This window comes from Trichococcus sp. (genome assembly GCF_055118575.1).
The window spans coordinates 1-24,291 of record NZ_JBSQPW010000030.1 but is presented as its reverse complement, the minus strand read 5'-3'; the positions used below and the strand labels follow the sequence as shown (position 1 = coordinate 24,291).

Genomic DNA, 24,291 nt, shown 5'->3' with positions numbered 1-24,291 from the left:
GCATAGCTGTATGTTGATTCATCCATTACATACTCCATCCCCCCAAGGCTAGTTCTCCTCACTTACGGGAGGAGTTTGACGACAGCAAGCCCCCAAGATTTGCTGTCGCGATGGATTCTGATTCTTTATCGCTATCTTTTTTCTGCACAACATCATGACACCGAATTTCATTGTCCCTTCCTGAAGGCCGAAAACACAATGTACGCTACTCGTGTTAGGGGGGGCCCGTCAGGCAACGCTGTTTTTCGGAAGACCTAAAAGTAAGTGTTATTGAAATCGGTTACATATTTCGATTACTTTCCTAGTATAAGTCACCCTCGTTCCAATTGCAACATTTAATATTAATTTATTTACTTTTTATTTCAGATCCATATGTCAGACTTCTCGCCACCCTGGACCAATTCCCTGTGGTCATTTAATGGAATGTATTTTTTAAAATTTCTTTGTCAACCCAACATAGACAAATGCGCCTACAATACTTATGTATAAGCATTTAATTGGAGTATTATTACACTGCATTCACAATATCGATGCGAGTTTTCCGAGAGATATCGGACACAATGTTCATAGGTGTTTAATAAAATTCTAGATAATAATCAAACGGCTTAAAATGTCACTATATTTATTGTCCGCTTGGAAAACTAACAGTATTTTGTTTTCAAATACGGACTTCCCACCCGCACAGCATTAGGTAGGTTTTTTCGGGTTGGGTATTTGTGTTATAATGTTAAGGCATATTCAGACATGCCTATAGGAGGTGCATCCATGTCTTTTGATGGTGTTTTTACCCGTGCGATGGTAAGTGAACTGAACCGAGAATTGGAGAACGGAAGAATCGGAAAAGTCCATCAACCCTTTCAGCACGAAATCATTTTAACAGTGCGTGCCAACAGAAAAAATAAGCGCGTGCTGCTTTCTGCGCATCCTTCGTATGCGCGGCTGCAAGTCATTGAAGATTCATTATCCAATCCGGACTCGGCTCCGAACTTCTGCATGGTGCTCCGGAAGAAACTGGAAGGAGCGATCATTGAGGATATTCGCCAATTGGGCAATGACCGGATAGTGATCTTCTCTTTCCGGAACTTCGATGAACTAGGCGATCAGCAGCAATTGGAGCTCATCATCGAATTGATGGGCCGTCACAGCAACATTTTTTTGATCGACAAAGAGTCCAGAATCATCATCGATTGCCTGAAGCACGTACCTTTCTACCAGAACAGCTTCAGACCGCTGCATCCGGGTGTAGCTTACCAGCTGCCCCCTCATCAGGATCGATCGGATCTGTTTGCGCTTGAACTAGAGGAAATCGAAGCCCTCGTTGCGCAATTCGATCCGGAAGTCCCGTTACGGAAAGCTTTGCAACAAACATTCCAGGGTCTCGGTAGTGACTCGGCACAGGAAATCGCGTCTTATGCCGCTGCCGAAAATAATTCGGTGACTGATGCCATCCAAGTTTTCAAACAACGGCTGGAATCTGTGACGCCGACTTTGACGAACGAAGGCGAAAGGAAGCAACACTTTACGCCCTTCCCATACGAGAGTCTGCCCGGTGAGAAGCATTCATTCGCAACCTTAAGCCAACTTTTGGACGCCTATTATGCGGAGAAGGCAACCCGCGACCGCATCCACCAAGTCGCTTCCGACTTGCTGCAGATCGTCAGCACCGAGCGCAAGAAAAACCAATTGAAGCTGCAGAAACTCGATCAGACGTTGCTGGAAACCGAAAAGGCGGATGTCTACCGGATAAAAGGCGAGATTTTGACCGCTTATCTGCACCAATTCGAAAAAGGCCAACAGGAAGTCGTGCTGAACAATTTTTACGACGATGAAAAACCAGTCGCCATCGCTCTGAACCCTTCTCTCACGCCTTCACAGAATGCGCAGAAGTACTTTTCGAAGTACCAGAAGCTGACGACTGCCGTCAATCACGTGAATGAACAGATCCGGCAGACACATGCAGAAAACGAATACCTTGAAACGATCGAAACGCAGATCCAATTATCCGATCCGCAGGACTTGGAGGAGATTAAGGATGAGTTGAGCGAATCGGGTTACCTGAAGCGCAAGCAATCGCTGAAGAACAAGAAGAAAAAAGCCAGCAAGCCCCATCGCTTCAGATCCACCGACGGGACGAGCATCCTGGTCGGCAAAAACAATCTCCAAAACGATCAGTTGACCTTGAAAACCGCCAAAAAGACCGATATCTGGCTCCACGCCAAAAATATTCCCGGTTCGCATGTCATTATCGAGGGAAACAACCCGAGCGAGGAAACGGTGTTGGAAGCCGCCAACATCGCCGCTTATTATTCCAAATTCCAGAACTCTGCGAATGTTCCAGTCGATTATGTGGCCGTCAAACAGATCCGGAAGCCGAACGGAGCGAAACCCGGCTTCGTCATCTACGAAGGCCAGAAGACGGTCTATGTGACCCCTGACAAGGAATTGATCAAATCCTTAAAAGCGGATTGATCTACTCGAGGTAAAAATGCACGCAAAAAATGCTCCCGGAATTTTTTCCGAGAGCATTTTTTTTGCAGGTATTATTCGGGGTTGTCGGATAACCGCGAAGAATCCGATCCGACAACGTGCATGCATTCGATCCTGTGGTTGTCGGATAACTGCGATGAATCCGACAACCAGAACACATTTACTCGCAAGCTTGTCGGATAACTGCACAGAATCCGACAACGTGCATGCATTCGATCCTGAGGTTGTCGGATAACCGCGAAGAATCCGACAACCCGCACACTTGCGATCTTGATTTTTCGGATAAACCAAGAGAAATGGGCTTCCTCATCATCGAGGAAGCCCATTTCTCTTGGTTAACCATTTATTTCGATCTGAACCTATTATCTCGACCTTAGCCTAGCCTTTGTACCAATGCTCCGGATCTTTGCTCCAGTCTTTCAGTAAGTCCATTTCCGCTTCGGTGATGTACGACGTTTCGTGCGCGACTTCCAAAAGCGTACTATAGTTGGATAATGTGTCGATTGCAAGACCGGCATCGGCGAAGTTTTTTGTACCTTTAGCTAATTCGTAAGTGAAGATGGCGACGCAGCCCAATACGTTCGCGCCTTCCAGTTCGGCTGCTTTGGAAGCTTCGATGACGCTGCCGCCTGTTGAGATCAAGTCCTCGACTACGACCATTTTTTGCCCTTCGGTGATTTTGCCTTCGATTTTGCGGCCTGTTCCGTGGTCTTTCGCCTTACTACGGATGTAGACCATCGGCAAGTCCAAAATGTCAGCGATCCATGCCGCGTGTGGAATGCCTGCAGTCGCAGTTCCGGCAATCACTTCTGCATCCGGGTATTTTTCTTTGATCAAATCAGCCAAACCTTGCGCGATCTGTTTGCGCACCGCCGGAAAGCTCATTGTGACGCGGTTGTCGCAATAGATCGGGCTTCTGATGCCGGATGCCCATGTGAAAGGATCCTGTGGGTTTAGGCTCACCGCTTTGATATCCAATAATGATTTTGCTACTTCTTTTGCTATCGTCATTTTATTCCGCTCCATTCCATTGGTTCTTGATTTCGTGATAGGCTGCAACCGGATCAGTCGCTTGCGTAATCGGGCGACCGACGACGATGTAGGTGGATCCGATTTCTCGAGCGCGGCTTGGTGTCGCGACACGCTTCTGGTCGCCAACAGCACTGCCGGCCGGACGGATACCCGGTGTCAAGCAGATGAAGTCTTCATTCGTGTGGTCTTTGATCATACGCGCTTCCCATGCGGAGCAGACAACACCGTCCAGTCCGGATTTGCAGGTAAGGTCTGCGTAGTGCAGGACACTCTCCTGCAGGCTGACTTTGATTAATTGTTCCGTCTGCATCGCCTCTTCGGAGGTGGAAGTCAATTGTGTGACTGCAATCAGTTTCGGAACGGTGCTGCCTGCCGGAGTGCCGGCAATCAAGCCTTCTTTGGCGGCCTTCATCATTTCTGATCCGCCTGCTGCATGGACATTGACCATATCGATATCCAAAGCAGCTAAGCCTTTCATGGCCCGGTGAACGGTGTTCGGGATGTCATGCAATTTCAGGTCCAGGAAGATTTCATGGCCCATTTCTTTGATCTGTTTCACAATTTCCGCTCCGTGCTGGTAATACAATTCCATACCCACTTTTACATAAAGCGACTCCTCCTTGAATAACAAAAGGAAGTCCTGGATTTCTTTGCTCGTTGAAAAGTCCAACGCTATTATCGGTTTATCGTTCATTCAGGATGCCTTCTCTCACTTCATTGATTAATTCCTGCAGGCTGTTTATGCCCAGCTCGTCCATGCGTTGCGGAAGCTGTTCGATCAGTTTCGGGCAAACGAACGGATCGGTGAAGTTGGCCATGCCGACGCCGACTGCGCTGGCTCCGGCCATAAACATTTCCAAAACATCATCCACCGTATAGACGCCGCCCATCCCGATGATCGGAATATCGACTGCGCGCGCCACTTGGTAAATCATGCGGATCGCCACCGGTTTGATGGCAGGACCGGAAAGGCCGCCTGTCTTGTTGGCGATGATCGGTTTGCGCGTGTGCAGATCGATGCGCATACCGACCAGTGTGTTGATCATCGAAATGCCATCCGCTCCGGCTGCTTCGACCGCTTTGGCGATCTCCACGATATCCGTCACATTCGGTGACAATTTAACATAAACCGGAACCGTCGCGCCTTCTTTGGCCGCCCGTGTGACGGCAGCTGCCATCTCCGGATCGGTTCCGAACTGCAGGCCGCCTTTGTGTACATTCGGGCAAGAAATATTCAATTCGATCGCCTTGACGTTCGGCGATTGGGATACGGCTTTGCAGACCTGGTAATAATCATCGACGGTGTTACCGGCAACGTTCGAAATCAAAGGCACATCGTATTTTTCAAGCGCGGTATGCTTCTGTGCAACGACAACCTCGACGCCGGGATTCTGCAAACCGATGGCATTCAGCATGCCGGCTGGCGTTTCCGCCAAACGCGGCGTAGGATTGCCTTTGCGGGGCTCAAGCGTCGTCGCTTTCGTCATGATGGCGCCCAACAGACTCAAATCGTAAAACTTGCCGTAATCTTCGCCGAAACCGAAACACCCGCTTGCGGGGATGATCGGGTTTTTAAGTTCCAAACCGGGTAAACTGACTGCTAATCGATTCATAGTACTATCTCCTCTGCTCTGAAGACCGGTCCTTCGACACAGACTCTGTAATTATCGTATGCTGATGTGCTGTTTTTCTTGTCGCAGACGCAGCCGTAGCAGGCTCCGATACCGCAGGCCATCCGCTCTTCCAACGAAAGGTAGGTAAGGCTTGGATCGAATGTCTTCGCTACCGCAACCAACAAGCCTTTCGGGCCGCAAGCAAAGACTGCGTCCGGCACGAAGCCGTCCAGTTCATCGAAGTATTGCGTCACGAAGCCTTGTTTGCCGTAGCTGCCGTCATCCGTGGCGATATTGACTTTGCCGAATGCCGCGAATTCGTCTTCATAGAAAACTTCCTCTTTGTTTTTGAAACCGAAGCAGCTCACAACGTTGACGCCTTTCGCATGCAATTGTTTCGCCAATTCATAAAGCGGAGGAACGCCGATGCCGCCGCCGATCAGCAAAGCATTCTGCCCTTCTTCAAGCATATCGATCGGGTAGCCGTTGCCCAATGGCCCCAGGATGTCCAATTCGTCGCCTGCTGTAAGCTGGCTGATCAGGGTGGTGCCTTTCCCTTCAGTACGGTAGATAATGACGCATTCTTGCTTTTCGGCATCGATTGCAGCGATGCTGATTGGGCGTCTCAAAAGCAGTTCATCCCCTGGGACACGGATATGCAAAAACTGATCCGGTGCTCCCATCTCATTCACTAACGCGCCTCTCAAGCGCAATTCGAAAATATCTTTCGCGATTTCTGTCTGACTGACGACTGTCATCATAGCTTGACTCATAATTATTTTCCTCCTTAGTTTTGACAAAATAAGGTGACCTAAAAAAATGCGATGGAGCAAGCTTCAAAGCAAATCCTTCTGTGTCTCTCAGGACACAGTTAAAGAATCACCAATCGGTTGTTTACGGTCTGATCAAGGTAACTTTTTCGATGCCATCGACTTCATCCAAACGGACGGAAATCTGTTCCGCTTGGGATGTCGGGATGTTCTTGCCGACATAATCCGCCTTGATCGGCAGTTCGCGGTGCCCTCTGTCGATCAGGACCGCGACCGTGATCCGTTTCGCTCTCCCGAGATCCATTACCGCATCCATGCCAGCCCGGATCGTGCGGGCGGTGAACAGGACGTCATCAACCAATACGACATGCTTACCGGCAACCGAAAACGGAATGTTCGTTTCATGCAGCACCGGGTTTTCGTTCGTGTCGCGGTGCACATCATCGCGGTACAGCGTGATGTCCAATTCCCCGACCGGCAAATCGACCCCCTCAAAATCTTTGATCCGTTGGGCAATGCGCTTGGCCAGGTATATGCCGCGCGTTTTGATGCCCACCAAAATGAGGTTCTTAGTGCCATCGTTTTTTTCCAATATCTCATGCGTGATGCGGGTCAGCGCGCGTTTCATCGTCTGGGCATCCATGATTTCGATTTCTTCTGCCATCTCCACTACTCCTTCATCATCAAAATAAAAAAGTACCCTTATGCATTTTGGGCATAAGGGTACAGTCACGTGACGCTATAAAAAATGTGATGCACCTTTTAGCCTCTCTGGACTATTTTAAAGGTTCCTTCAATATTACTGTAATGATAACGAATAGAGTCGTTGCTGTCAATCAGTTTTTGCGCAGTTGCGCCAGTTTATCGCTGTAGAAATCAGGCAAAGGCGCTTCAAAATGCATTTTTTCGCCTGTCGTCGGGTGGATGAAGCCCAAAGTGGCCGCATGCAGATATTGGCCGTGGCCTTCCAACGTCTCTTTTGGCCCATACATCGGGTCCCCAGCCACTGGATGCCCGATGTACTTCATGTGCACACGGATCTGGTGCGTACGTCCCGTTTCAAGCTGCAATTTCAACAGGGTGAAATCACGGAAGCGCTCGACGACCTCGAAATGCGTCACTGCCTTTTTGCCGCCGTCAGCCACTGTGCGTTTTTTGCGGTCGACCATCATCCGGGCAATCGGTGCATCGATGGTACCGTCTTCGTGCGGAATCACGCCGTGGACCAAAGCAAGATAAGCCCGTTCCATCGTATGGTTCTCCAACTGCTCGGCCAATTTCTGGTGCGCTTCGTTCGTCTTCGCGACGACCAGCAGTCCGGACGTATCCATATCGATGCGGTGAACGATTCCTGGTCGGATGTTCGCCGTGCCATCGGACAGCGCGTTCACGTGGAACAGCAAGCCATTGACCAAGGTGCCGGACAAGTGCCCTTTCGACGGATGAACCACCATTCCGGTCGGTTTGTTGACGACCAACAGCGCATCATCTTCGTAGATGACATCCAAGGCGATGTCCTCTGGCGTGACATTGATCTGTTCCGGTTCCGGAATCGTCAATTCCAGCAGATCCCCTTCCTGTACCTTGTAATTCGACTTAACGGCTTTGTCGTTCACCATCAAGTTGCCGTCTTTGATCCATGCCTGAATCTGGGAACGGCTCGTTCCGGTCATGAAATCCGCCAAAATCTTATCGATCCTGCCGGTTTGTCCATCAACATTGAAAACAATTTTTTCTGTCATTTGAATCCCACTTTACTTTAGCTTATTTTTTTGAACTTATTTTTCCTGCTTCTTCCTCTTCCATGAAAAGGATATAGATCGTCATCAGGATCACGCCTACAGTCAGACAGACATCCGCCACATTAAAAATCGGAAAATCGATGAAGTCCAGGCGGAACATATCCACCACATACCCCAAGCGCATCCGATCGATGAAATTACCGAGCGCACCGCTCAAAAGAAACGCGTAACTGATGCCCACGATTTTTTTGTCGAATCCTTGCTTGTGTGCATTATAGACCATCGCACCGACGACAACTACGGTAATGATGAAGAAAAAGAACATTCTTCCTTCAAAAATACCCCAGGCTGCCCCTTTGTTCTGGATATAGAACAGGGACAGGATGCCCGGTATCACTTCCTTCACTTCATGCAATGCAAAATTATTCACGATGGCAAGTTTGCTCCACTGGTCCAGGACCAACAGCAAAGCCGCCAATATATAATAGATAATCATCCGATAGCCCCACTTATTCTGAAATTAACGTCATTAGTACCTTTTGCCTCTATCTATTGTAAACTAATTTTCCAAATTGTATAGTCATTGATTCCACCATTTCCTTTTAGGCTTTCATATACCGAGTCTGCTGCGGTCAGCCTTCTAATGATTTTTTAACAATATTCTGAAGATATCGCAATCCTCCTTGATAAAGAACCGTCATTTTCGGTATAATGAAGATTGTATTGTTATATATCACGTAATAAAGGAGCTTGTTTATGTTGAGAGGTAAGAAAATTGCATTAGTTTTTGCCGGTTCTCTGGTATTGTCAGCTTGCGCGGACCAAGTGAAGGAAGCGTCAGAGACAATCACCCAGATCAAAACCGAGGAAACCGAAATTGTTTCCCAAATGAACGAGCTGCAACAATTGGAGACTGCGTTACAGAAAACTTTCGATGAATCGTTGGCCAGCGATGAAGAATTAAAAACTTTCAAAGATGGCTCGGCAGCCGTATTCAGCAACCTTGAAGAGCGCCGCAGTTTAACCGATTCGATTGAAAGCGCTTTGGATGGATTGGCCGATACGAAAGCTGATTTCGTTGGATTGGACGAAGAAACCTTGCCGCTGGATCAAATCCAGGCAACCGGCGAAACATTGGATTTGTTCACCGAAAATTCGCTGGCTTACTTGGCTGCCTACAGAGAAAATCTGGACAAAGAAGAAGAGCTGCTTACCGGCTTTGGAGCAGACGATGCCACTTTTGAAACCTTCTTTGCCGGCATCGAAACGATCAATCTGAATGCCGAAACGAACCAAGCAAACCTCGCCCCTGTCGCTGAGAACCTGGCGATTCTGGATGCGCAATTGGTTGAATTGGAAACGGCCATCGCCGCAATCGGCACAGAAGTGTCTGGCGCTGCCGATACGTCTTCAGCTGTCAGCGCAACTTCAGAAAGTGCCGCTGCCGAGGAGACTAAAAAGAAAGCTGAACCCGTCAGCTACGAATACCGCATCAACCCGGAGATTTCTACGGTCCAACCGATCGCTGAGGACGGCAACACACAAGTTGCTTTACTGACTTTCGATGATGCGCCGCAACAGCCGAACAGCTACACCGTGGAAATTGCCGAGACCGTCAAATCGAAGGATGCTAACGCAATCTTCTTCGTTATGGGGCAATTCCTTACGAACGAACAGGCGCGTGAAGACATCAAGACTGTCTATGATATGGGCTTCGAAATCGGAAACCATTCCTATTCGCATCCCGACTTCCAATCCCTAACCTATGATGAGCAACTGGAAGAAATCAAATCAACGAACGACCTGATCGAGGAAATCACAGGCGAACGTCCGCGCTTCCTGCGTGCCCCTTACGGCCAGTACAACGAGGACACGATCGCGATCGCTGCTGCGGAAGGCATGACGATCATGAACTGGACCTACGGCTATGACTGGGTGGAGGAATTCATGGAAGGCACTGCTTTGGCCGATGTCATGGTGAACTCGAAGTACTTGGGAGACGGCGCGAACTTGCTGATGCATGATCGTCCGTGGACAAACGATGCGATCGGCGCCATCATCGATGGCCTGCGCGCCAAGGATATCACCATTGTGGATCCTAACGTGATCGAATCGCCTGAACGGGAGGAAATGTAATGAAAAATGTAATCAAACGCTCACTAGCAGCATCCAGCCTATTGTTCATCCTTTCCGGCGCCACAGTTGTCTTAGGCAGTGAAACCGAAAGCTCGGCTGCAAGCGACAGTGCCACTGCAGAAACAACCGCAGCCACAACTTCAACTACGCTGACACTGCGCCAAGGTTCCCTTCTGAAGACTCCTACTGCAAAAGAATTGCCGAAGAAGTTCTTCTACGACAGCGGCGTCGAAATCGCTTATCCGGCAGACGGTGTCAAAGGGATCTACGTGACAGCCTACTCAGTCGGCTATGAAGAAAAATTCAACAAGCTGGTGGATTACGTCGATTCGAATGACTTGAATGCGATGGTCATCGACATCAAAGACGACATGGGAGTCGTGACAGCCGACTTCAATTCAGAAGATAGCCATATCCAGGAAAATACAGAAGAGTACATTCCGGATATCGAGGAATTGATGGACGTGATGGAAGAGAAGCAGATTTACCCGATTGCCCGCATCGTGACTTTCAAGGATACTTTATTGGCTAACGAACAGCCAGAAATGTCCTTCACCGAAAGTGACGGCTCCGTCTGGGTCGCATCGAACGGCGAATCATTCATCAACCCGTTCCTGAAGCAAACTTGGGATTATGCAGTCAACGTCGGCATCGAAGCCGCCAAAGTCGGGTTCAAGGAAGTCCAGTTTGACTATGTGCGTTTCCCTGAAGGCTTTGAAGTCTGGGGCGACACACTGAACTACGACATGGGCGACTACGCCGATCTGGATATGACGGATGACGAGAAACGCGTGCAAGCCATCACCGACTTTACCGCTTATGCGAAAGAAAAACTGATGCCATACGGCGTGGACGTGTCCGTCGATATCTTTGGCTATACTGCCTCTGTCGTTGAAGCATCCGGCATCGGCCAGAACTTCCCACAGATTTCCGAAAATGTCGATGTCATCTCTTCGATGATCTACCCGAGCCACTGGGGAACCGATTACTTCGGCATCTACAAACCGGATCTGTACCCGTATGAACTCGTAACGGAATACATGAAGGTTGAAAATGAGTTACTTGCAACTTTGGATACTCCTCCGATCAGCCGTCCGTGGCTGCAGGACTTCACTGCTTCCTATCTGGGATCCGGTTTCTACCAAACCTACGGCAAATCACAAGTCGATGCCCAAGTTCAGGCCCTTTATGATGCCGGCGTCAACGAGTTCCTGTTGTGGAATGCGCTGAACAACTATACGTACTAAGAACGATTGAAAATGCTGTCTCTGACGAGGCAGCATTTTTGCGTTGCGTGCCGCCGCTGGGTGCCATTCCGGGTGGTCTGGCCGGAGGAGCGTCCGTGATTCGGCGCCCACCTCCGGTAAAGCCCCCCTCCCCGGAGGTTACCGGCAACTTCCTGTCACACCTCCTACGAAGCCTCGCTCATCGGAGCAAGCAAGCAAAAATATGAGTCGAACTCCGGCGAAGCCTCCGTTCACCGGAGGATCGCCACGGAATCAGGCTTCGCACGTAGGTTTCGTTGATGAACATACATCAAAGTGCTATGATTGCCCTATCGAAGATCAAAAACAATCGTCAGATTCAGCAACCATCTTAAACCTACCCATCGACCACATGGACACCCAACGGACAAGGAATAGATTTGATATGAGCAAACGGAAATTGAGCGTTAATGGCAAAGGAACAGTAACTATCGAATGCGACAACTGCGGGAAGCAAAATTTTGTTAAACTGAAAAACATAGACGATGAAGTGATATTAGATTTGATTCACAACAGCGGGATTTTCTGTTCCAAATGTGATCACCATAATCATTCAAAAGAGCCACGAATGGCATACTTATTTGGAGAATTTTTCATCGTGTATGCAGATGTCATTTCAATCGAGCACCTTCAAGGTAGTAAAAAAGCCAAGGAAATTTTAAAAAGTATTGAAAATTAGCAAGACAAGCTTCGCCAATCAATAATATGCTGCAACCAGCAATTAGAGAAGCGGGAGCATAAAAATATGCCTGCGAAGGAGTGACTGATATGGGCACTATAACATTACGCCTGAAAGAAGACGACGAACGATTGATCAAAGAATACGCGAAAGCCAAAAATATCACGGTCTCTGCCCTATTCAGGGATACGGTATTGGAAAAAATTGAAGACGAAATCGATCTGGGACTCTATCAAGCTGCCATGAAACAGCACATCGAGAATCCCCAATCACTTGCCTTTGAAGAAATGGTGAATGATACTTTCAGATCGGATAATATCTTCTGATCGCTGATGCAAAGAATAATAAGTCATCCTCCACGTTACTTTCATAAATTATAACAAAAAGATGAATCCCAAAATATTTAAACTATTTTTGGAAATATTTTTTACACACACCCTATTATTGTGATACCATGGTTGACGTTGCAAAAAATTAGAAGGAGTGTTTTTATGCCCACAAACAAAAAAGAAGGAATTATATTTACTACAATCATGTGCTTCATGATGGTGCTAGGAATGAGTGCGTACAATCTGGTCCTGCATGACAATCTGGGGGTTGTGCCGCTTATGGCAGGGCTGGTGCCCGGCTTTGTCGTCGCTTTTGCTTTGGACGTATTCGTTGTAGGCGTCATTGCGAAGAAAATTGCGTTTCAACTTCCGATCAACAAAGGGAGCAAGATTCAGTTGATTTTGACGATCTCCAGTTTGATGGTTTTAGGGATGGTCACTTTCATGTCCTTATTCGGCGTCCTGATTGAAGGTGGCATCCCCGATGATTTCTGGGCTGCCTACAGCGAGGCATGGAGAATGAATGTCATCATCGCTTTACCGCTGCAATTATTAATCGTTGGGCCGGTATCCCGGACGATTCTTGGAAAAATCCAAACCAATAGCCAGCTTGTTTTAGACTAAACTTTAGCGCACAGTTGTTATTAATCAGAAAAAATGTAGAGCATCCGGAATTTAATCCTTGGATGCTCCACATTTTTTTGTTGCCGGTATCTTTTTTTGGATTCCGATAAGTCCAGAATTGCCGAATGCAGTCAGGATATTCGATCATTTTACTGCAACGCATGCTGAATTTGTCGAATGTTATCAGACATTCGACAAACTGAGGCTTGAGCGAGACGAAATAGTCTAATGCCAGCGGAACATTCGACTATTTGCGTATCTCCCCCGTCCACGGGGTATCAAAAAAGGTGCAGCATCCCCCGGCTTTAGCCAAAGATGCTGCACCTTTTTTCGCGATTCCGAAAAATCAGATCACTACATTCGTATGGTTCGACAATAGCGCGATGTACGCCGCGCTGACGGGTTTCTGACGGATCGTTTCGAGGCCCTTTTTATACAGGTTCATCTGGCCGCGGTACTTGTCGACGATGTTCTCTGGCAATACCGGCGCGCGGTCACCCACGAAGTCGGTTTTGAAGTCGTAGAGGACGATGTGATCGTCGTATTCGATGAACCCGTCGATGATACCGTGGATCAGCAGATTGTCGGTTGAGTCTTCCGGTATCTCAGTGAATATCCGACTGGCCGGGATCAGCAGCGAGAACGGCATCTCCCGTCTCACCCTGTCCGCATTCGCCTGGATTTCTTGCCCCAATTCGGTCCGGAAGAACAACGCGATCTGTTCCGCATCGAGCTTCTCCGCAACCGCCTTCTCCAACAGTCCATCACCTACCAATTCAACCAACAGTTGCGCCACATAGGCTTCGGTGATTTCCTTTTCCAGATCCACGGACTGCATCACGAAATGCGTCGCGGTCCCGATTTCGGCGCTGTTCGGCATCACCGTGTCCTGCATGAAGCGCGGACGCGGGAACTCTGGCTCCACGTAACGGGAGACTCGGCTCGTATCGGACAAATCCAGCTTCAGCATATGGCTCTCGTCCGGATCCTCGAACAGGCGCTTGATTTCGGAAACAGATTGATAGCTGGTGGTCGTCGTTGCCGCTTCGTAGGGATATTTCGCCTCCATCAGAGCTACGGCCAGCTTCATTTCTTCTGCAAGAGAATGTTCATGCGCTTCGACTTTCGCCGTCGCCATTTGCTCGATTTCGTCTTTCCACTGCGATTCGTTGATTTCCTCCATGGCGACCGGAATGTAGGAGAGCAGGTCCTCCTCGCGGAAAGTCTGGATGCTGAAGTGCACCGGATAGTGCGCCAGTTCGCCCCGGTACTCCTTATGGAAATGGTCGTTCTCGGCGTCTTCATGGCGATACAGGCACATACCGAGCCATTTCATCATCGAGCTGGCCTGCAAACGCAGGTAATCCGGCAGCAGTTTTCCGCTTGTTCCGTCAGCCACTTGCCAATCAGCCCAGAGTTTCTCTTCGGATTTGTAGGAGCCGACCAGGAACAGTTTCTGTTCGGCGCGGGTCAGAGCCACGTAGAGTTTGCGCATCTCTTCCGCCAGCAATTTCTTTTTCTTCTCGATCGCCAATGCTTGGCGCGCTAAGGACGGATACTGGATCCGTTGCTGGACGTCGAAATAATCGGTGCCGAGTCCGAACGTCTCCGAGAAGATGTACTTGCTTTGCGTGTCGCTCAGGTTGAACCGCTTCGACAGATCCATCAGGAAGACGACCGGAAACTCCAGGCCTTTGCTGGCGTGGATGGTCATGACCCTGACGGCGTCCTCATCGTCGCTGAAGGAAGTCGGCTCGGCCAAATCCTTGTCGCGCTGCTGGATCTTCTCGATGAAGCGGATGAACTGGAACAGGCCTTTGTAGTTCGTTTCCTCGTACTTCTTGGCCCGTTCATAGAGAGCATGCAAGTTTGCGGTCCGCTGTTTGCCGGCGACCATTCCCCCCACGTAGTCGAGGAAGTGGGTGTCGTTGTAGATGGTCCAGATCAGCGTGACGAGGCTGCTGCGTCTGGCCGTGTTGCGCCATTCGTGCAAGCGTCCCATGAACAGCGCCAATTTGCTGTGGGCATCCTTGACTTCGGCAATCTGATCGATTTTGGAAGCTTCGCAGATTTTGATGAAATGCTGCACGGCTTCGTAAAAATCGCCGTTCTTTTGCTGGATGCGGATGAGCGCCAATTGCTTCTCGTCCAACCCGACGATCGGCGAACGCAGGACAGCCGCAAGCGGGATGTCCTGGCGCGGGTTGTCGATCACCTTCAGCAAGGACAGGATGATCGAGACCTCTGTGCGCTGGAAATAGCTTTCCGTGTCGTTCAGGATGACCGGTATCTGGAAATCCTTGAAGATTTCCAGGATGACGAGGTTGTTCTTTTTCGTCGGTGTCAGCAGCACGATGTCCCGGTAGGAAAGCGGCCGCTCTTCCTTGGTCTTCTTGTCGTAGATCAGGAACTTCTCGTCGATCAGCGCCTTGATTTTCTGCGCTACCATCGTGACTTCCCCGGCCGTCTTGTCGTCGATCGTCAGGTCGGCTTCGAGATCGTTCTCCGGCGTGAGGGATTCCTCGCCGTTGTCGGCGTCCTCCGACAGATAGATCAGCAGCTCCGTCTGGTTGCGCTCGCTCTCCGGAAAGGATTTGTTGCCGGCTTGGAGCTTCGCGGCTTCGTCGTAATCCATCTGGCCGACTTTTTCGTCCATCAGCTGCTCGAAGATGAAATTCGTGAAATGGATGACCTCTGCGCGCGATCGGAAGTTTTCGGCCAGAATGATCCGTTCCCCGCCGTTTTTGTCGGCAAAAGCCGCGTATTTGCGTAGGAACAGGCTCGGGTCGGCCAAGCGGAAGGCGTAGATGGACTGTTTGACATCCCCAACCATGAACAGGTTCTCGGTTTCCGGCTGGTGCCGTGTCACCCAATAGAGGATGCTCTCCTGCAGTTGGTTGACGTCCTGGTACTCGTCGATCAGCACTTCCTCGAACTTGTTGCGGTAATAGGCGCTGGCGTCGCTCATCTTGCGCTCCCCGTCCTCGGCGAACGGGGCCAGTATCTGCAACGTCAGATGCTCCAAGTCATTGAAATCGAGCACATTGTCTTCCAATTTCCGTTCCCAATAGGCTTCGGAAAAGCGTTTCGTCACCCGGGCCATCTCTTCTGCATAGGGATGGATGCCTTTCAGCACTTCCTCCTGTTCCGCAAGCGGACGATTGAGGTACTGCGCGTTCAATGCGGCGAAATCCTTCTTGTATTTGTCGCGCAGGTTTTTCAGCAATGCCTTTTGGTCCTTCACTTCATCCGTGTCGGCTTTCTTGGCGCTGGGCCAACGCGCAAACTGCACTTGTTCATTCGCAATCGTGTAGGCCAATTCGTAGTCATCCTGCTGGACAGCTTCCAGCAAGCGTTCGGCATAGCCCTGCTCGGTTTCGAAAATTTCCCGCTGGGCAGCCGTTTCCACTTCTGCCCCGGCCAGATGCTTGGCTTGTTCGATGTCGTAGCGGATACCTTCGACTAGGCTCAACAGCTGAGGCTTCAGTAATTCCTGGTAGAGAACGCTGTTCGTCAACCCGTCCTCGGTGTTGTATAAAGACGGCAAGGAGTCGAGCCAGCGGTAGGGATTCGGATTCGCGCGCGAAAAGTCGTAAAGCGAGAAGATCAGCTTCATCAGATCGTCATCGCTGCGGTCCTTCGAATAGGCCTTGGCCAGATTCTTGAAATACGTATCCGGTTCTCCGTAGAGTTCCTCCTTGACCTCTTCCCAGACGTCCTCCTTCAGCAGCTCGACTTCGATCGTGTCCGCCAACAAGCGGAAGACCGGATCCAGATCGATCAGGTAGAAATAACGCTGGATGACCTTCAGGCAGAAGGCGTGAATCGTCGAGATGTTCGCCTGCGGCATCAGCGAAAGCTGCTTGATCAGGTGCAGGTATTGCTCCTGCGACTGGGCTTCATTGATGGCGATCTGGATGGCGCCCGTCATCCGTTCCTTCATTTCCTTGGCTGCCGATTCAGTGAAGGTCACGACCAGCAGCTCATCGACGTTCGTTCCGCTCTTCACTTTTTCGATGATCCGCTGAATCAGGACCGTCGTCTTGCCGGAGCCTGCCGAGGCGGAGACGAGGATGTTGTCCCCGGTCTGGTAGATCGATTGCCATTGCGTTTCCGTGAATTTTTCATTGGGTGTGCGTGCCGGTATGCCCGTCATCATTGCTCATCTCCTTCCTCGTTGGATTCTTGGTTATTCACGTCGAGTTCTTGTTTGATCTTCGAAAGGACATCTTCCTTCGTCAACTTGATGTATTTGCGGTAACGGTTCTCCGGCAGCGTGTTGTCGAACTGCGAGATGGCGCGGTACGGCCCGCTGACGGTCGGCGTATACGGCCGTTCCTTGATCGGGTCGAGCTTCAGGTCGCCGGAAAGGATCTTCTCGCCGGCCTCCACCATATTTGCCCGATTTTTGGCGATCAGGTGGTTGAAATCATCCAGCGTGATCAAATCGTCGTTTTTGCCCAGATTGCCGGCCTTGAGTTTTTTGAAGGTGAAGATTTCCGAAGCTTGGCCGCTCTCGACAGACGGATCGATCAGGTCCAAAACGGCCGTGTCGTTCAACAACAGCCCTTTCAGCTTGTAATCGCTGATGATCGTCTTCTGGTACTCCTCGAGCGTCATGAAGCTGTTCTGCTTGATGAACGGGTTCTTGACGTGCAGGTAGAAGGCCCCCGCAGGCAAGGTCTTCCCGGCCAGCAACTTGTCGGCGTTCAGCAAAGCCACATCCAGATAGGTGATCATCTGCATCGCCAAACCGTAGTAGGCGTCGGCGAAATTGAAGCTGTGCGCGCTCGACTTGTAGTCGAGGATGGTCAGGTAATGCGCATCCCCGGCATTGACCAGATCGATCCGGTCGATTTTCCCGCGGATATGCAAGGTGCCTCCGTTGTTCAGCGGCATATCCAGACCTTCCAGCATCTGCTCGCCGCCCAATTGCCCGAAGACCGCTTCGGTGCGGATGTTCTTCAGCGCCGTCCGTCGGCTGTGCTGGTTGAGCACCCAAGCCATCTTCTGGATCGTTTCGCCCAGCTGGTCGCGGATGAAGGCCATCCGGTTCGAAGTCGACAGGATCTTGTATTTGTCGTTCCCATAGATATTCTGCAGAACGGCATCGGCAATCTGTTTGACGGTCTCTTCGCTCAAATCAGCGGTATCGATGAGCCTGCTCTTGAGCTGGTTGACGATCTGCTCCAAGGCTTCATGGAAAAATTCGCCTGTGCCGGCAGCGGACAGCTCGTATTTCGCCCGTTCCTTGAGCTTCAGGCCGTATTGGAGGAAATGGCTGTACGGATCTTCGAAATAGCGCTCGAGCTGTGAGACCGACAGATACAGGTCTTTCCCGTAGAGCTGCTCGGCGACCGGAGCGGTCAGCTTGCTCGGCACATTTTTGTGCCAGAGGCTGGCGAAGACCTTCTGCATCGTCCGTTTGGCTTGCGGATCCTTGGAGATGTACGCCAAAATGTATTTCCACAGCGTCGGCACCGGCTCATTCGTCGCGCGCTGGTTGCGCAGCAGATGGACCAGTTGGCTGATGTTCTGCTGTTTGCTGCCGAGGAAGGCGGTCGTATCCTCCGCATCGGCGATGTCCTGGTGCTTGATTTCGACAGGGATCTGCAGCGCATTGGCTACGCGCGACACATATGGCGAAATCTTCGGCGATTTCTTGCTGTCGTCGGCACTCATCGGATAGCTGAAGATGACCTTCTCCGTCCCCGAAAGGAAAGCTTGGTAGGCCACATACGGTTCGGCGGCCATCGATTCGGCGGTCGTTGGGCGCAGGTATTTTTCTTCATTATTATTCAACGAACCACTGAGCCGCTCGCGGTCTTCTTCAGTCAAAAGCGATTTATTCTCTTTCTGCGCAGGCAGATGGTCCTGGGTCATGCCCATCAGGAAGACCACCTTGGCCGGCTCGAAGCGCGCCCCCTCGATGCTCGAGAAGACGACCTGATCGATGCTCGGCGGCACCAGACTGAAGGTCGCGTTCTGGAAACCGGTCAAAAGGATCTCGTGGAAAGCTGCCGCCTGGAAGGGGCTGTCCCCCAGAATTTCGACGTATTCGTCCAGCAGGTTCAGGAAAACTTTCCAGATCTGTTCCTGCTGCCGCGCCTGGATCAGGTCCCCCTGCGCCAATGCCTCGTCGCGCCAGAAGAGCATCTGTTTGTCGACTTTGGCGGCAATCAGGAAACTGTAAAGGTTCTTCGCGGCTTCCCGGCCGGTCTTGGCCTTCGCCATCTTCTGGAAAAACGGCAGCAGCAGATCCCGCAGATAATTGCGGACTTCGTTGGAAGTGTCCTGCATCCGTCTGTCCTCGGGGCTCTGGTTGCTATTGCCGTTCTCGTCCCTGAATGTCGCGAAATACCAGTCGTCCTTCGAAAGCCAGCTGTTGCCTTCATAGCCGTATGCCAGCAAGACGTTCTCGATCACATCGACCTGTTCGCGGAATCGCAGCACGGCTGCCGACGTTTCCTCAAGCCCTTGCGGATTGTCGTGGTTGGCCGGCGTCAGCAGCTCCGTGCGCAGCAAGCGCATGATGTCCGGATAGCGCCAATGATGGCGGCGGATGCGGAACAGCGCGTCGATGAAATCCATGAACGGATGGTGCTTCATAGCGTCCGCCTTGTCGTAGAAGACGTCCATCCCATCCTTATCGAAGATCGGTTTCACGATCGTCTCATATTCTTCAACGGTGCGCGCCAAAATCAGGATGTCTTTGTAGCGGTAGCCGTCCTTGGCGACAAGTTTTTTGATTTCGTTGGCCACATGGAAGACTTCCGCCTGTTTCGTTTCGCAGCCCCAGACCCGGATAGCTTCCTTCTGGTCGGCCGTCAGCTCGAATGAGCCTTGGACTTTGTTTGCGGTCGCATCGGTGGACGCGATCCAATAATTCTCAAGGGTCAACAACGCATCCCCGTAGCCGTCGGTGTCCTTGGCAACCCAGTGGTCCTTCATTACTTGAACGCGCATCCCCCTAGCCAAATGATAAAGCGTGTGGTAAGTCGATCCGGCCGTATAGAACAGCTGATGCATCGCCGGCGGTTCGCTGACGTAGGCTTTATCCAGCGCCAAGGTGATCGTGACTTGTTTGGCGGACCGCAGCAGCGTCGTGACGATCTGCAGCTCGCGGGCCGTGAAACGGTAGAAGCCGTCGATGAAGACATAAGTGTTCTGCATGTCCAGCGTTTCGATGACGCCGGCCAGCGCCTCAAGGATGACCTCCTTTTCGAGGTACTTGTCCAACAGCGCTTCATTGAAGGCACGGTAAAGCTCCTTCAGTTCCGTCAGCTTCAGCTGGAAATCGGCCTCGTTGCCTGATTCGGCTTGGTTCGCCAGGATCCCCTGCAGATCCTCCTCATCGATGCGCCCGCTGCGCAGCTCCAGAAACAGATCGGTCAACTGCTTGATGAAGCCCTCCTTGTTGGCTTCCCGGCGGAAAAGGATCAGTTCCTGTTCCTTCTCCATCAGAATCTTCCGCACCAGCATGCTGAGGCCAGCTTCCGACAATTGCTGCTGCTGGAATATCGGCGACTTCTTCAGAAAATACCACGCCAACCGGCTGAAACTGAACGTCTGCAGATTCATCGAGCCCATCATGTCCTGACCGCGGAAAGCCTCGAATTGCCAAAGCTTTTCCAGGATCGACATCTCCGCCTCGAACTTCGCATGCTCCGGAACCAACACGAATACCTCTGCATCCGGCTCATCCATCATGATCCCCGAAATCCGCTCATATATCGCTTGTTTCTTGTCCGCTGATTCCTTGCCTAAAATAAACTGCAACCCCATCGGATCGCCTCCTGTTCGTGTAAGTCAATATGGTTATTTTACCATAAGGGGGTGGTGGAACATTGGGTTTAGGGTAAATAAAAAAAACAGAAATTTAATTTAGAAAATTTCCGTTTTTAAATATTGTAATGGGATATGACCACTTAGACGATTTGCATGTGGGTACCATTTTAAAAGATCGTTTTTTACTCAACGTTAATTGTTATTCCCTAATACATTTAACCATAGGGTATAGGTCTTCTGTCTAGAGCATTTACATTTAAGTCCCCTGCACGTTCATTGATTATCAATAGCCTATTTTTATTTTGCATATCCTCAATATTTATCTCTAATTCTAAATGATTACCTAATATACTCCGAAGCGCTGGAACATCAATTTTGACTAGTTCAACGCTATTTCCTGGGTTAATAGTTAAATATTTTTTGTTTACCTCGTCATAATACGAAATAAATTTTTGGGAATCTGTATATGTAGCTGATTCATTCTTTGAATCAATAACTCTAACACTTATTATCCTTATTTGAGAATATCCACGACCGCTATTCATAACATACAGATTGCCTGAGTGTAAGTAAAAATTCAAGCAGCTTTTATCTTCTTTATTAGCCAAATAGAGAGCGACAATAACTGCGGCAACAGTACCAATTGCACTGAACCATTCGGCTACTAATGATGCTTTTTCCGCGCCTAATAATATTATTAAGGTACCTGCAACGCTACCCCCAATCAACCCATATACAAATGGTATGACCTTTTCTTTGTTCATCCATAATCCTCCTGCTTGATTTGTGAATTTTTTTTCATCTTTAAAAAGACCAGCTCTTTAATTAGCCGGAATTAAATGATATTCATTGAATTTCCTGTTCCACCATTGGATATTTTTCAAAAATACTGATATGAATATATCCACTTTATGGTTCGCATAATACTATTTAACATTAGAATAATTTCGAGTTCTTATTGTCAAATTATATGTAGTTTCCCCAGAGTATCGAACATTCCCCTGTAATTCCAATCAATTCTACTATTCCATTGACAGTGCCCACCCCGGGTGATGGCTCTTCTACTTTATGTTATGTAATAAACAGTATTAACCTGGATTCCCGGAACACCTAACTATGAAAAAGCTAAAAATCGCCATAAAGCATTGATTTAATTGGTTTTTAAGCATTTTCAGGTCCAGGTAAACCTAGTTATGTGTTATGATACACCTAACTAGGAGGTGGCGGAATGGCTATTATAAATCAGCTTGATAAACGAAGCGGCATCACGTATGTTTATGAGTCTGTGTCCTATTGGGATAAGGAAAAGAAACAACCTCGATCGAAACGTACACTTATTGGCAAATTGGATCCTGATACTGGTGAAATCATCCCGACCGATGGTCGATGCAGAAAGACCAGGGACAATCCGGAAGATGCTAAAGCAACCAAGCCGGGTCCAATTCCTATCGAAAGAACTAACCGTCGGTTTTATGGAGCTACATATCTTTTGGATGAGATCGGTGACACACTTGGTTTGACTGAAGATCTTAAAAAATGCTTTCCCGCTACCTACAAACAAATCCAGTCCCTTGCTTACTATATGATTCTTGAATCTGAATCACCGCTTTTTCGTTTTGAAAAGTGGAGCGCACTTCATAAGCATCCTTACGACAACAATATTTCTTCACAGCGCAGCAGTGAAATTTTTTCTGATATTTCCGAAGAAAACAAGAATAAGTTTTTCACACTTCAGGGAAGACGCCGGTCCGAAGGTGAATATTGGGCGTACGATACCACCTCACTATCCAGCTATTCCCAAACCCTTCGTCAGGTTCAATATGGCAAGAATAAGGAGGATGACAGACTTCCTCAACTTAATTTGGCCCTCATTTTCGGTGAAAAATCAGGACTACCATTCTATTATCGGAAGTTGGCAGGAAACATCCCGGATGATAGGACCGTTCAAAATCTGCTTGCAGATTTCATGGTTCTTGGCTTCCAAAAAGTTAAACTGGTCATGGACCGTGGGTTTTATAGCGAGACCAATATAAATGGTCTGCTAAAGGAACGCTTGAAATTTATTGTTGCTGTTCAGACAAGCATTTCTTTTATACGAAAAGAAATAGATACCGTTTATGAGACCATCCGGTCATTCGAAAACTTCGATGAACAACATGAATTGTATGCTACAACCGTCTTGGCAAAATGGGATTATCGACAAGAACGCCCCAACAAGAAAGATGCCCTTACCAATAAAAAACGGATATATCTACACATATACTTCAACATTGATAAGTTTGCCGAAGATGAAACCAAATTTGATCGGAAGCTGATGGCTATGCGGAAGGAAATCCTAGACGGGAAACGCGTTCCGGAACATGAACGTTTTTACAAGAAGTACTTCCAGATTAAGCAAACGCCGATTCGTGGTTTACAAGTTAACGTAAACGAGGATGTCGTGAAGCAGACAAAGCGCTATTACGGATACTTCGTCTTGTTATCCAACGAAAAGATGGATGCCATGACTGCACTACATTTGTACAGAAACAAAGATCTCATTGAAAAGGCCTTCGGCAATATTAAAGATCGCTTGAACCTTCGCCGCCTTTTGGTATCTTCCGAGAAGAGTCTGGATGGAAAATTATTCGTTTCATTTGTGGCGCTCATTTATTTGTCTTATCTCAAAAAACAGATGCAGGAAGCCGGGATTTTCCAAAACTATACGCTTCAATCTCTATTGGATAAACTTGATATCATCGAGTGTTTTGAAAATCCAGGTTACGACCTAAGGGTCGGCGAGGTTCTCACCAAGCAAAAGCAGATTTATGAATCATTAGATATTAGCCCGCCGACCTAGTTAGGTGTTGGCGGGAATCCAGGTATTAAGCCTGAATTATTCATACCACCCCAAATTTTGATATGAACAACTCTATTTCATCTGCAATATTGGATTTTTGGCAGAGCTGTTATTTTTTCCTTTTAAAACGTCTCTTAGAGACGAAAAGACTTTGTTCGAACGATTTTTTTAAATTAGCGGGGTCTTACCAAGACAAGGATTGGATTTGCCGTAAAATATGAAAAAATTCGTCTTGGTAGACATGATGGTTGCTGAGTTTTAGCATCATGCGTCTTCCACTGTGGATCAGTTTCCTAGCAATCTTAAAAAAACGAAGACGAATACTCTGTATCTGTAGGCCTTTGGCCTTTTCCGGGAAAGCGAGTGTACGCATAAAATTGTTGATGTTGTAGGAAAGCAAGCTGACCATCATGCGAACAGCATTCTCCAATAAATGAGAACTGTCCGTCTTATCGAAGAAAAAACCATTCTTCGCTTCCTTGATGAAATTCTCCATGGTACCTCTCTTCCAATACATTTGATAGACTTGTTCAGCCGATACCGCATCGGATAGATTGGTGATAATGAATTCATGGTGGAAAATTAGTTCATTAGCTGCCCTGACGGAACGAATACAAACACTACGCTCATGCTTCCAAGTGCCGGCTTGATAGCGAGTCGAGTAGAAATATTCTTCGCGCTGACTCCATTCGGTCTCATCCCCAACTTGAACAAACTCTTCCGCCATCTTGAATAAGCGGCGATTTCGCTTGAGTCGAATAACGTACTGATGCTCTTTTTCTTCACAGAGGTCATACAGTTCAGGCGCTGCAAAGCCACTATTCTGCGCGAACAAGAATATTGCTGACTGGAACAGTTTGATTATAGTGTTCAAGAAGCGGATTCAAGAAATCGGCTGCTCCGGTTGAGCAGTATGTGTTTCCGGAACGTAGTTCCGCCTTCAGAAAGTCCTTGGTCAGACCATCGAAGGCAACGAGCGGATGATAT

17 protein-coding genes and 1 pseudogene are annotated in these 24,291 nt (G+C 48.8%); 7 read left to right on the top strand and 11 right to left on the bottom strand.

All coding sequences use genetic code 11. The features are described from left to right. Positions 1 to 765: 765 nt before the first annotated feature. On the top strand, positions 766 to 2,469 hold the full coding sequence (locus tag ACTCCX_RS09310) for an NFACT RNA binding domain-containing protein (RefSeq protein ID WP_463275734.1): 1,704 nt from the start codon (positions 766 to 768) through the stop codon (positions 2,467 to 2,469). A 396-nt stretch (positions 2,470 to 2,865) separates the two neighbouring features. Here the strand turns inward: ACTCCX_RS09310 and pyrE are convergent, their stop codons facing one another. From pyrE to lspA, 7 genes are all read right to left on the bottom strand, one after another. Next, on the bottom strand, positions 2,866 to 3,498 hold the full coding sequence (gene pyrE / locus ACTCCX_RS09305; RefSeq protein WP_463275733.1) for an orotate phosphoribosyltransferase: 633 nt from the start codon (positions 3,496 to 3,498) through the stop codon (positions 2,866 to 2,868). A 1-nt stretch (position 3,499) separates the two neighbouring features. Continuing rightward, positions 3,500 to 4,213 (bottom strand): orotidine-5'-phosphate decarboxylase, encoded by a 714-nt coding sequence (gene pyrF / locus ACTCCX_RS09300; RefSeq protein ID WP_463275732.1) that lies wholly within the window; start codon positions 4,211 to 4,213, stop codon positions 3,500 to 3,502. Further along, on the bottom strand, positions 4,203 to 5,132 hold the full coding sequence (locus ACTCCX_RS09295; RefSeq protein WP_463275731.1) for a dihydroorotate dehydrogenase: 930 nt from the start codon (positions 5,130 to 5,132) through the stop codon (positions 4,203 to 4,205). The genes pyrF and ACTCCX_RS09295 overlap by 11 nt, the downstream gene beginning before the upstream one ends. Next, positions 5,129 to 5,905 carry a dihydroorotate dehydrogenase electron transfer subunit gene (locus tag ACTCCX_RS09290; protein ID WP_463275730.1) on the bottom strand — a complete coding sequence of 259 codons (777 nt, stop codon included), beginning with the start codon at positions 5,903 to 5,905 and terminating at the stop codon, positions 5,129 to 5,131. The genes ACTCCX_RS09295 and ACTCCX_RS09290 overlap by 4 nt, the downstream gene beginning before the upstream one ends. A gap of 121 nt (positions 5,906 to 6,026) precedes the next feature. Continuing rightward, on the bottom strand, positions 6,027 to 6,566 hold the full coding sequence (pyrR, locus tag ACTCCX_RS09285) for a bifunctional pyr operon transcriptional regulator/uracil phosphoribosyltransferase PyrR (protein ID WP_463275729.1): 540 nt from the start codon (positions 6,564 to 6,566) through the stop codon (positions 6,027 to 6,029). Positions 6,567 to 6,738: 172 nt separating this feature from the next. Continuing rightward, positions 6,739 to 7,644, bottom strand: coding sequence for an RluA family pseudouridine synthase (locus ACTCCX_RS09280; RefSeq protein ID WP_463275728.1), 906 nt, complete (start codon positions 7,642 to 7,644; stop codon positions 6,739 to 6,741). A gap of 22 nt (positions 7,645 to 7,666) precedes the next feature. Next, a complete protein-coding gene (gene lspA, locus ACTCCX_RS09275) occupies positions 7,667 to 8,140 on the bottom strand; it encodes a signal peptidase II (RefSeq protein WP_463275727.1) in 474 nt (157 codons plus the stop codon). 260 nt (positions 8,141 to 8,400) lie between these two features. On the opposite strand from lspA, the gene ACTCCX_RS09270 reads away from it, so the two are divergent. The 5 genes from ACTCCX_RS09270 (at position 8,401) to ACTCCX_RS09250 (ending at position 12,677) form a co-directional block, all read left to right on the top strand. Continuing rightward, a complete protein-coding gene (locus ACTCCX_RS09270) occupies positions 8,401 to 9,780 on the top strand; it encodes a polysaccharide deacetylase family protein (RefSeq protein WP_463275726.1) in 1,380 nt (459 codons plus the stop codon). Next, complete coding sequence (locus ACTCCX_RS09265) at positions 9,780 to 11,027, top strand: putative glycoside hydrolase (protein WP_463275725.1); 1,248 nt, start codon at positions 9,780 to 9,782, stop codon at positions 11,025 to 11,027. The genes ACTCCX_RS09270 and ACTCCX_RS09265 overlap by 1 nt, the downstream gene beginning before the upstream one ends. A gap of 202 nt (positions 11,028 to 11,229) precedes the next feature. Further along, positions 11,230 to 11,724 carry a hypothetical protein gene (locus tag ACTCCX_RS09260; protein ID WP_463275724.1) on the top strand — a complete coding sequence of 165 codons (495 nt, stop codon included), beginning with the start codon at positions 11,230 to 11,232 and terminating at the stop codon, positions 11,722 to 11,724. Positions 11,725 to 11,813: 89 nt separating this feature from the next. Continuing rightward, complete coding sequence (relB, locus tag ACTCCX_RS09255; protein ID WP_463275723.1) at positions 11,814 to 12,050, top strand: type II toxin-antitoxin system RelB family antitoxin; 237 nt, start codon at positions 11,814 to 11,816, stop codon at positions 12,048 to 12,050. Positions 12,051 to 12,215: 165 nt separating this feature from the next. Then, entirely contained in the window at positions 12,216 to 12,677 is a 462-nt protein-coding gene (locus tag ACTCCX_RS09250) for a DUF2798 domain-containing protein (RefSeq protein WP_463275722.1), read from the top strand. 346 nt (positions 12,678 to 13,023) lie between these two features. Here ACTCCX_RS09250 and addA read toward each other — a convergent pair whose 3' ends face one another. The 3 genes from addA to ACTCCX_RS09235 form a co-directional block, all read right to left on the bottom strand. Further along, positions 13,024 to 16,836 carry a helicase-exonuclease AddAB subunit AddA gene (gene addA / locus ACTCCX_RS09245; protein ID WP_463275721.1) on the bottom strand — a complete coding sequence of 1,271 codons (3,813 nt, stop codon included), beginning with the start codon at positions 16,834 to 16,836 and terminating at the stop codon, positions 13,024 to 13,026. Then, complete coding sequence (locus ACTCCX_RS09240; protein WP_463275720.1) at positions 16,833 to 20,462, bottom strand: PD-(D/E)XK nuclease family protein; 3,630 nt, start codon at positions 20,460 to 20,462, stop codon at positions 16,833 to 16,835. The genes addA and ACTCCX_RS09240 overlap by 4 nt, the downstream gene beginning before the upstream one ends. A 218-nt stretch (positions 20,463 to 20,680) precedes the next feature. Then, on the bottom strand, positions 20,681 to 21,229 hold the full coding sequence (locus ACTCCX_RS09235) for a hypothetical protein (protein ID WP_463275719.1): 549 nt from the start codon (positions 21,227 to 21,229) through the stop codon (positions 20,681 to 20,683). Between the two features lie 464 nt (positions 21,230 to 21,693). On the opposite strand from ACTCCX_RS09235, the gene ACTCCX_RS09230 reads away from it, so the two are divergent. Continuing rightward, positions 21,694 to 23,304 (top strand): IS1634 family transposase, encoded by a 1,611-nt coding sequence (locus ACTCCX_RS09230; protein ID WP_463275718.1) that lies wholly within the window; start codon positions 21,694 to 21,696, stop codon positions 23,302 to 23,304. A gap of 184 nt (positions 23,305 to 23,488) precedes the next feature. Here the strand turns inward: ACTCCX_RS09230 and ACTCCX_RS09225 are convergent. Then, positions 23,489 to 24,291, bottom strand: a pseudogene (locus tag ACTCCX_RS09225) (IS1380 family transposase); the annotation flags it as partial.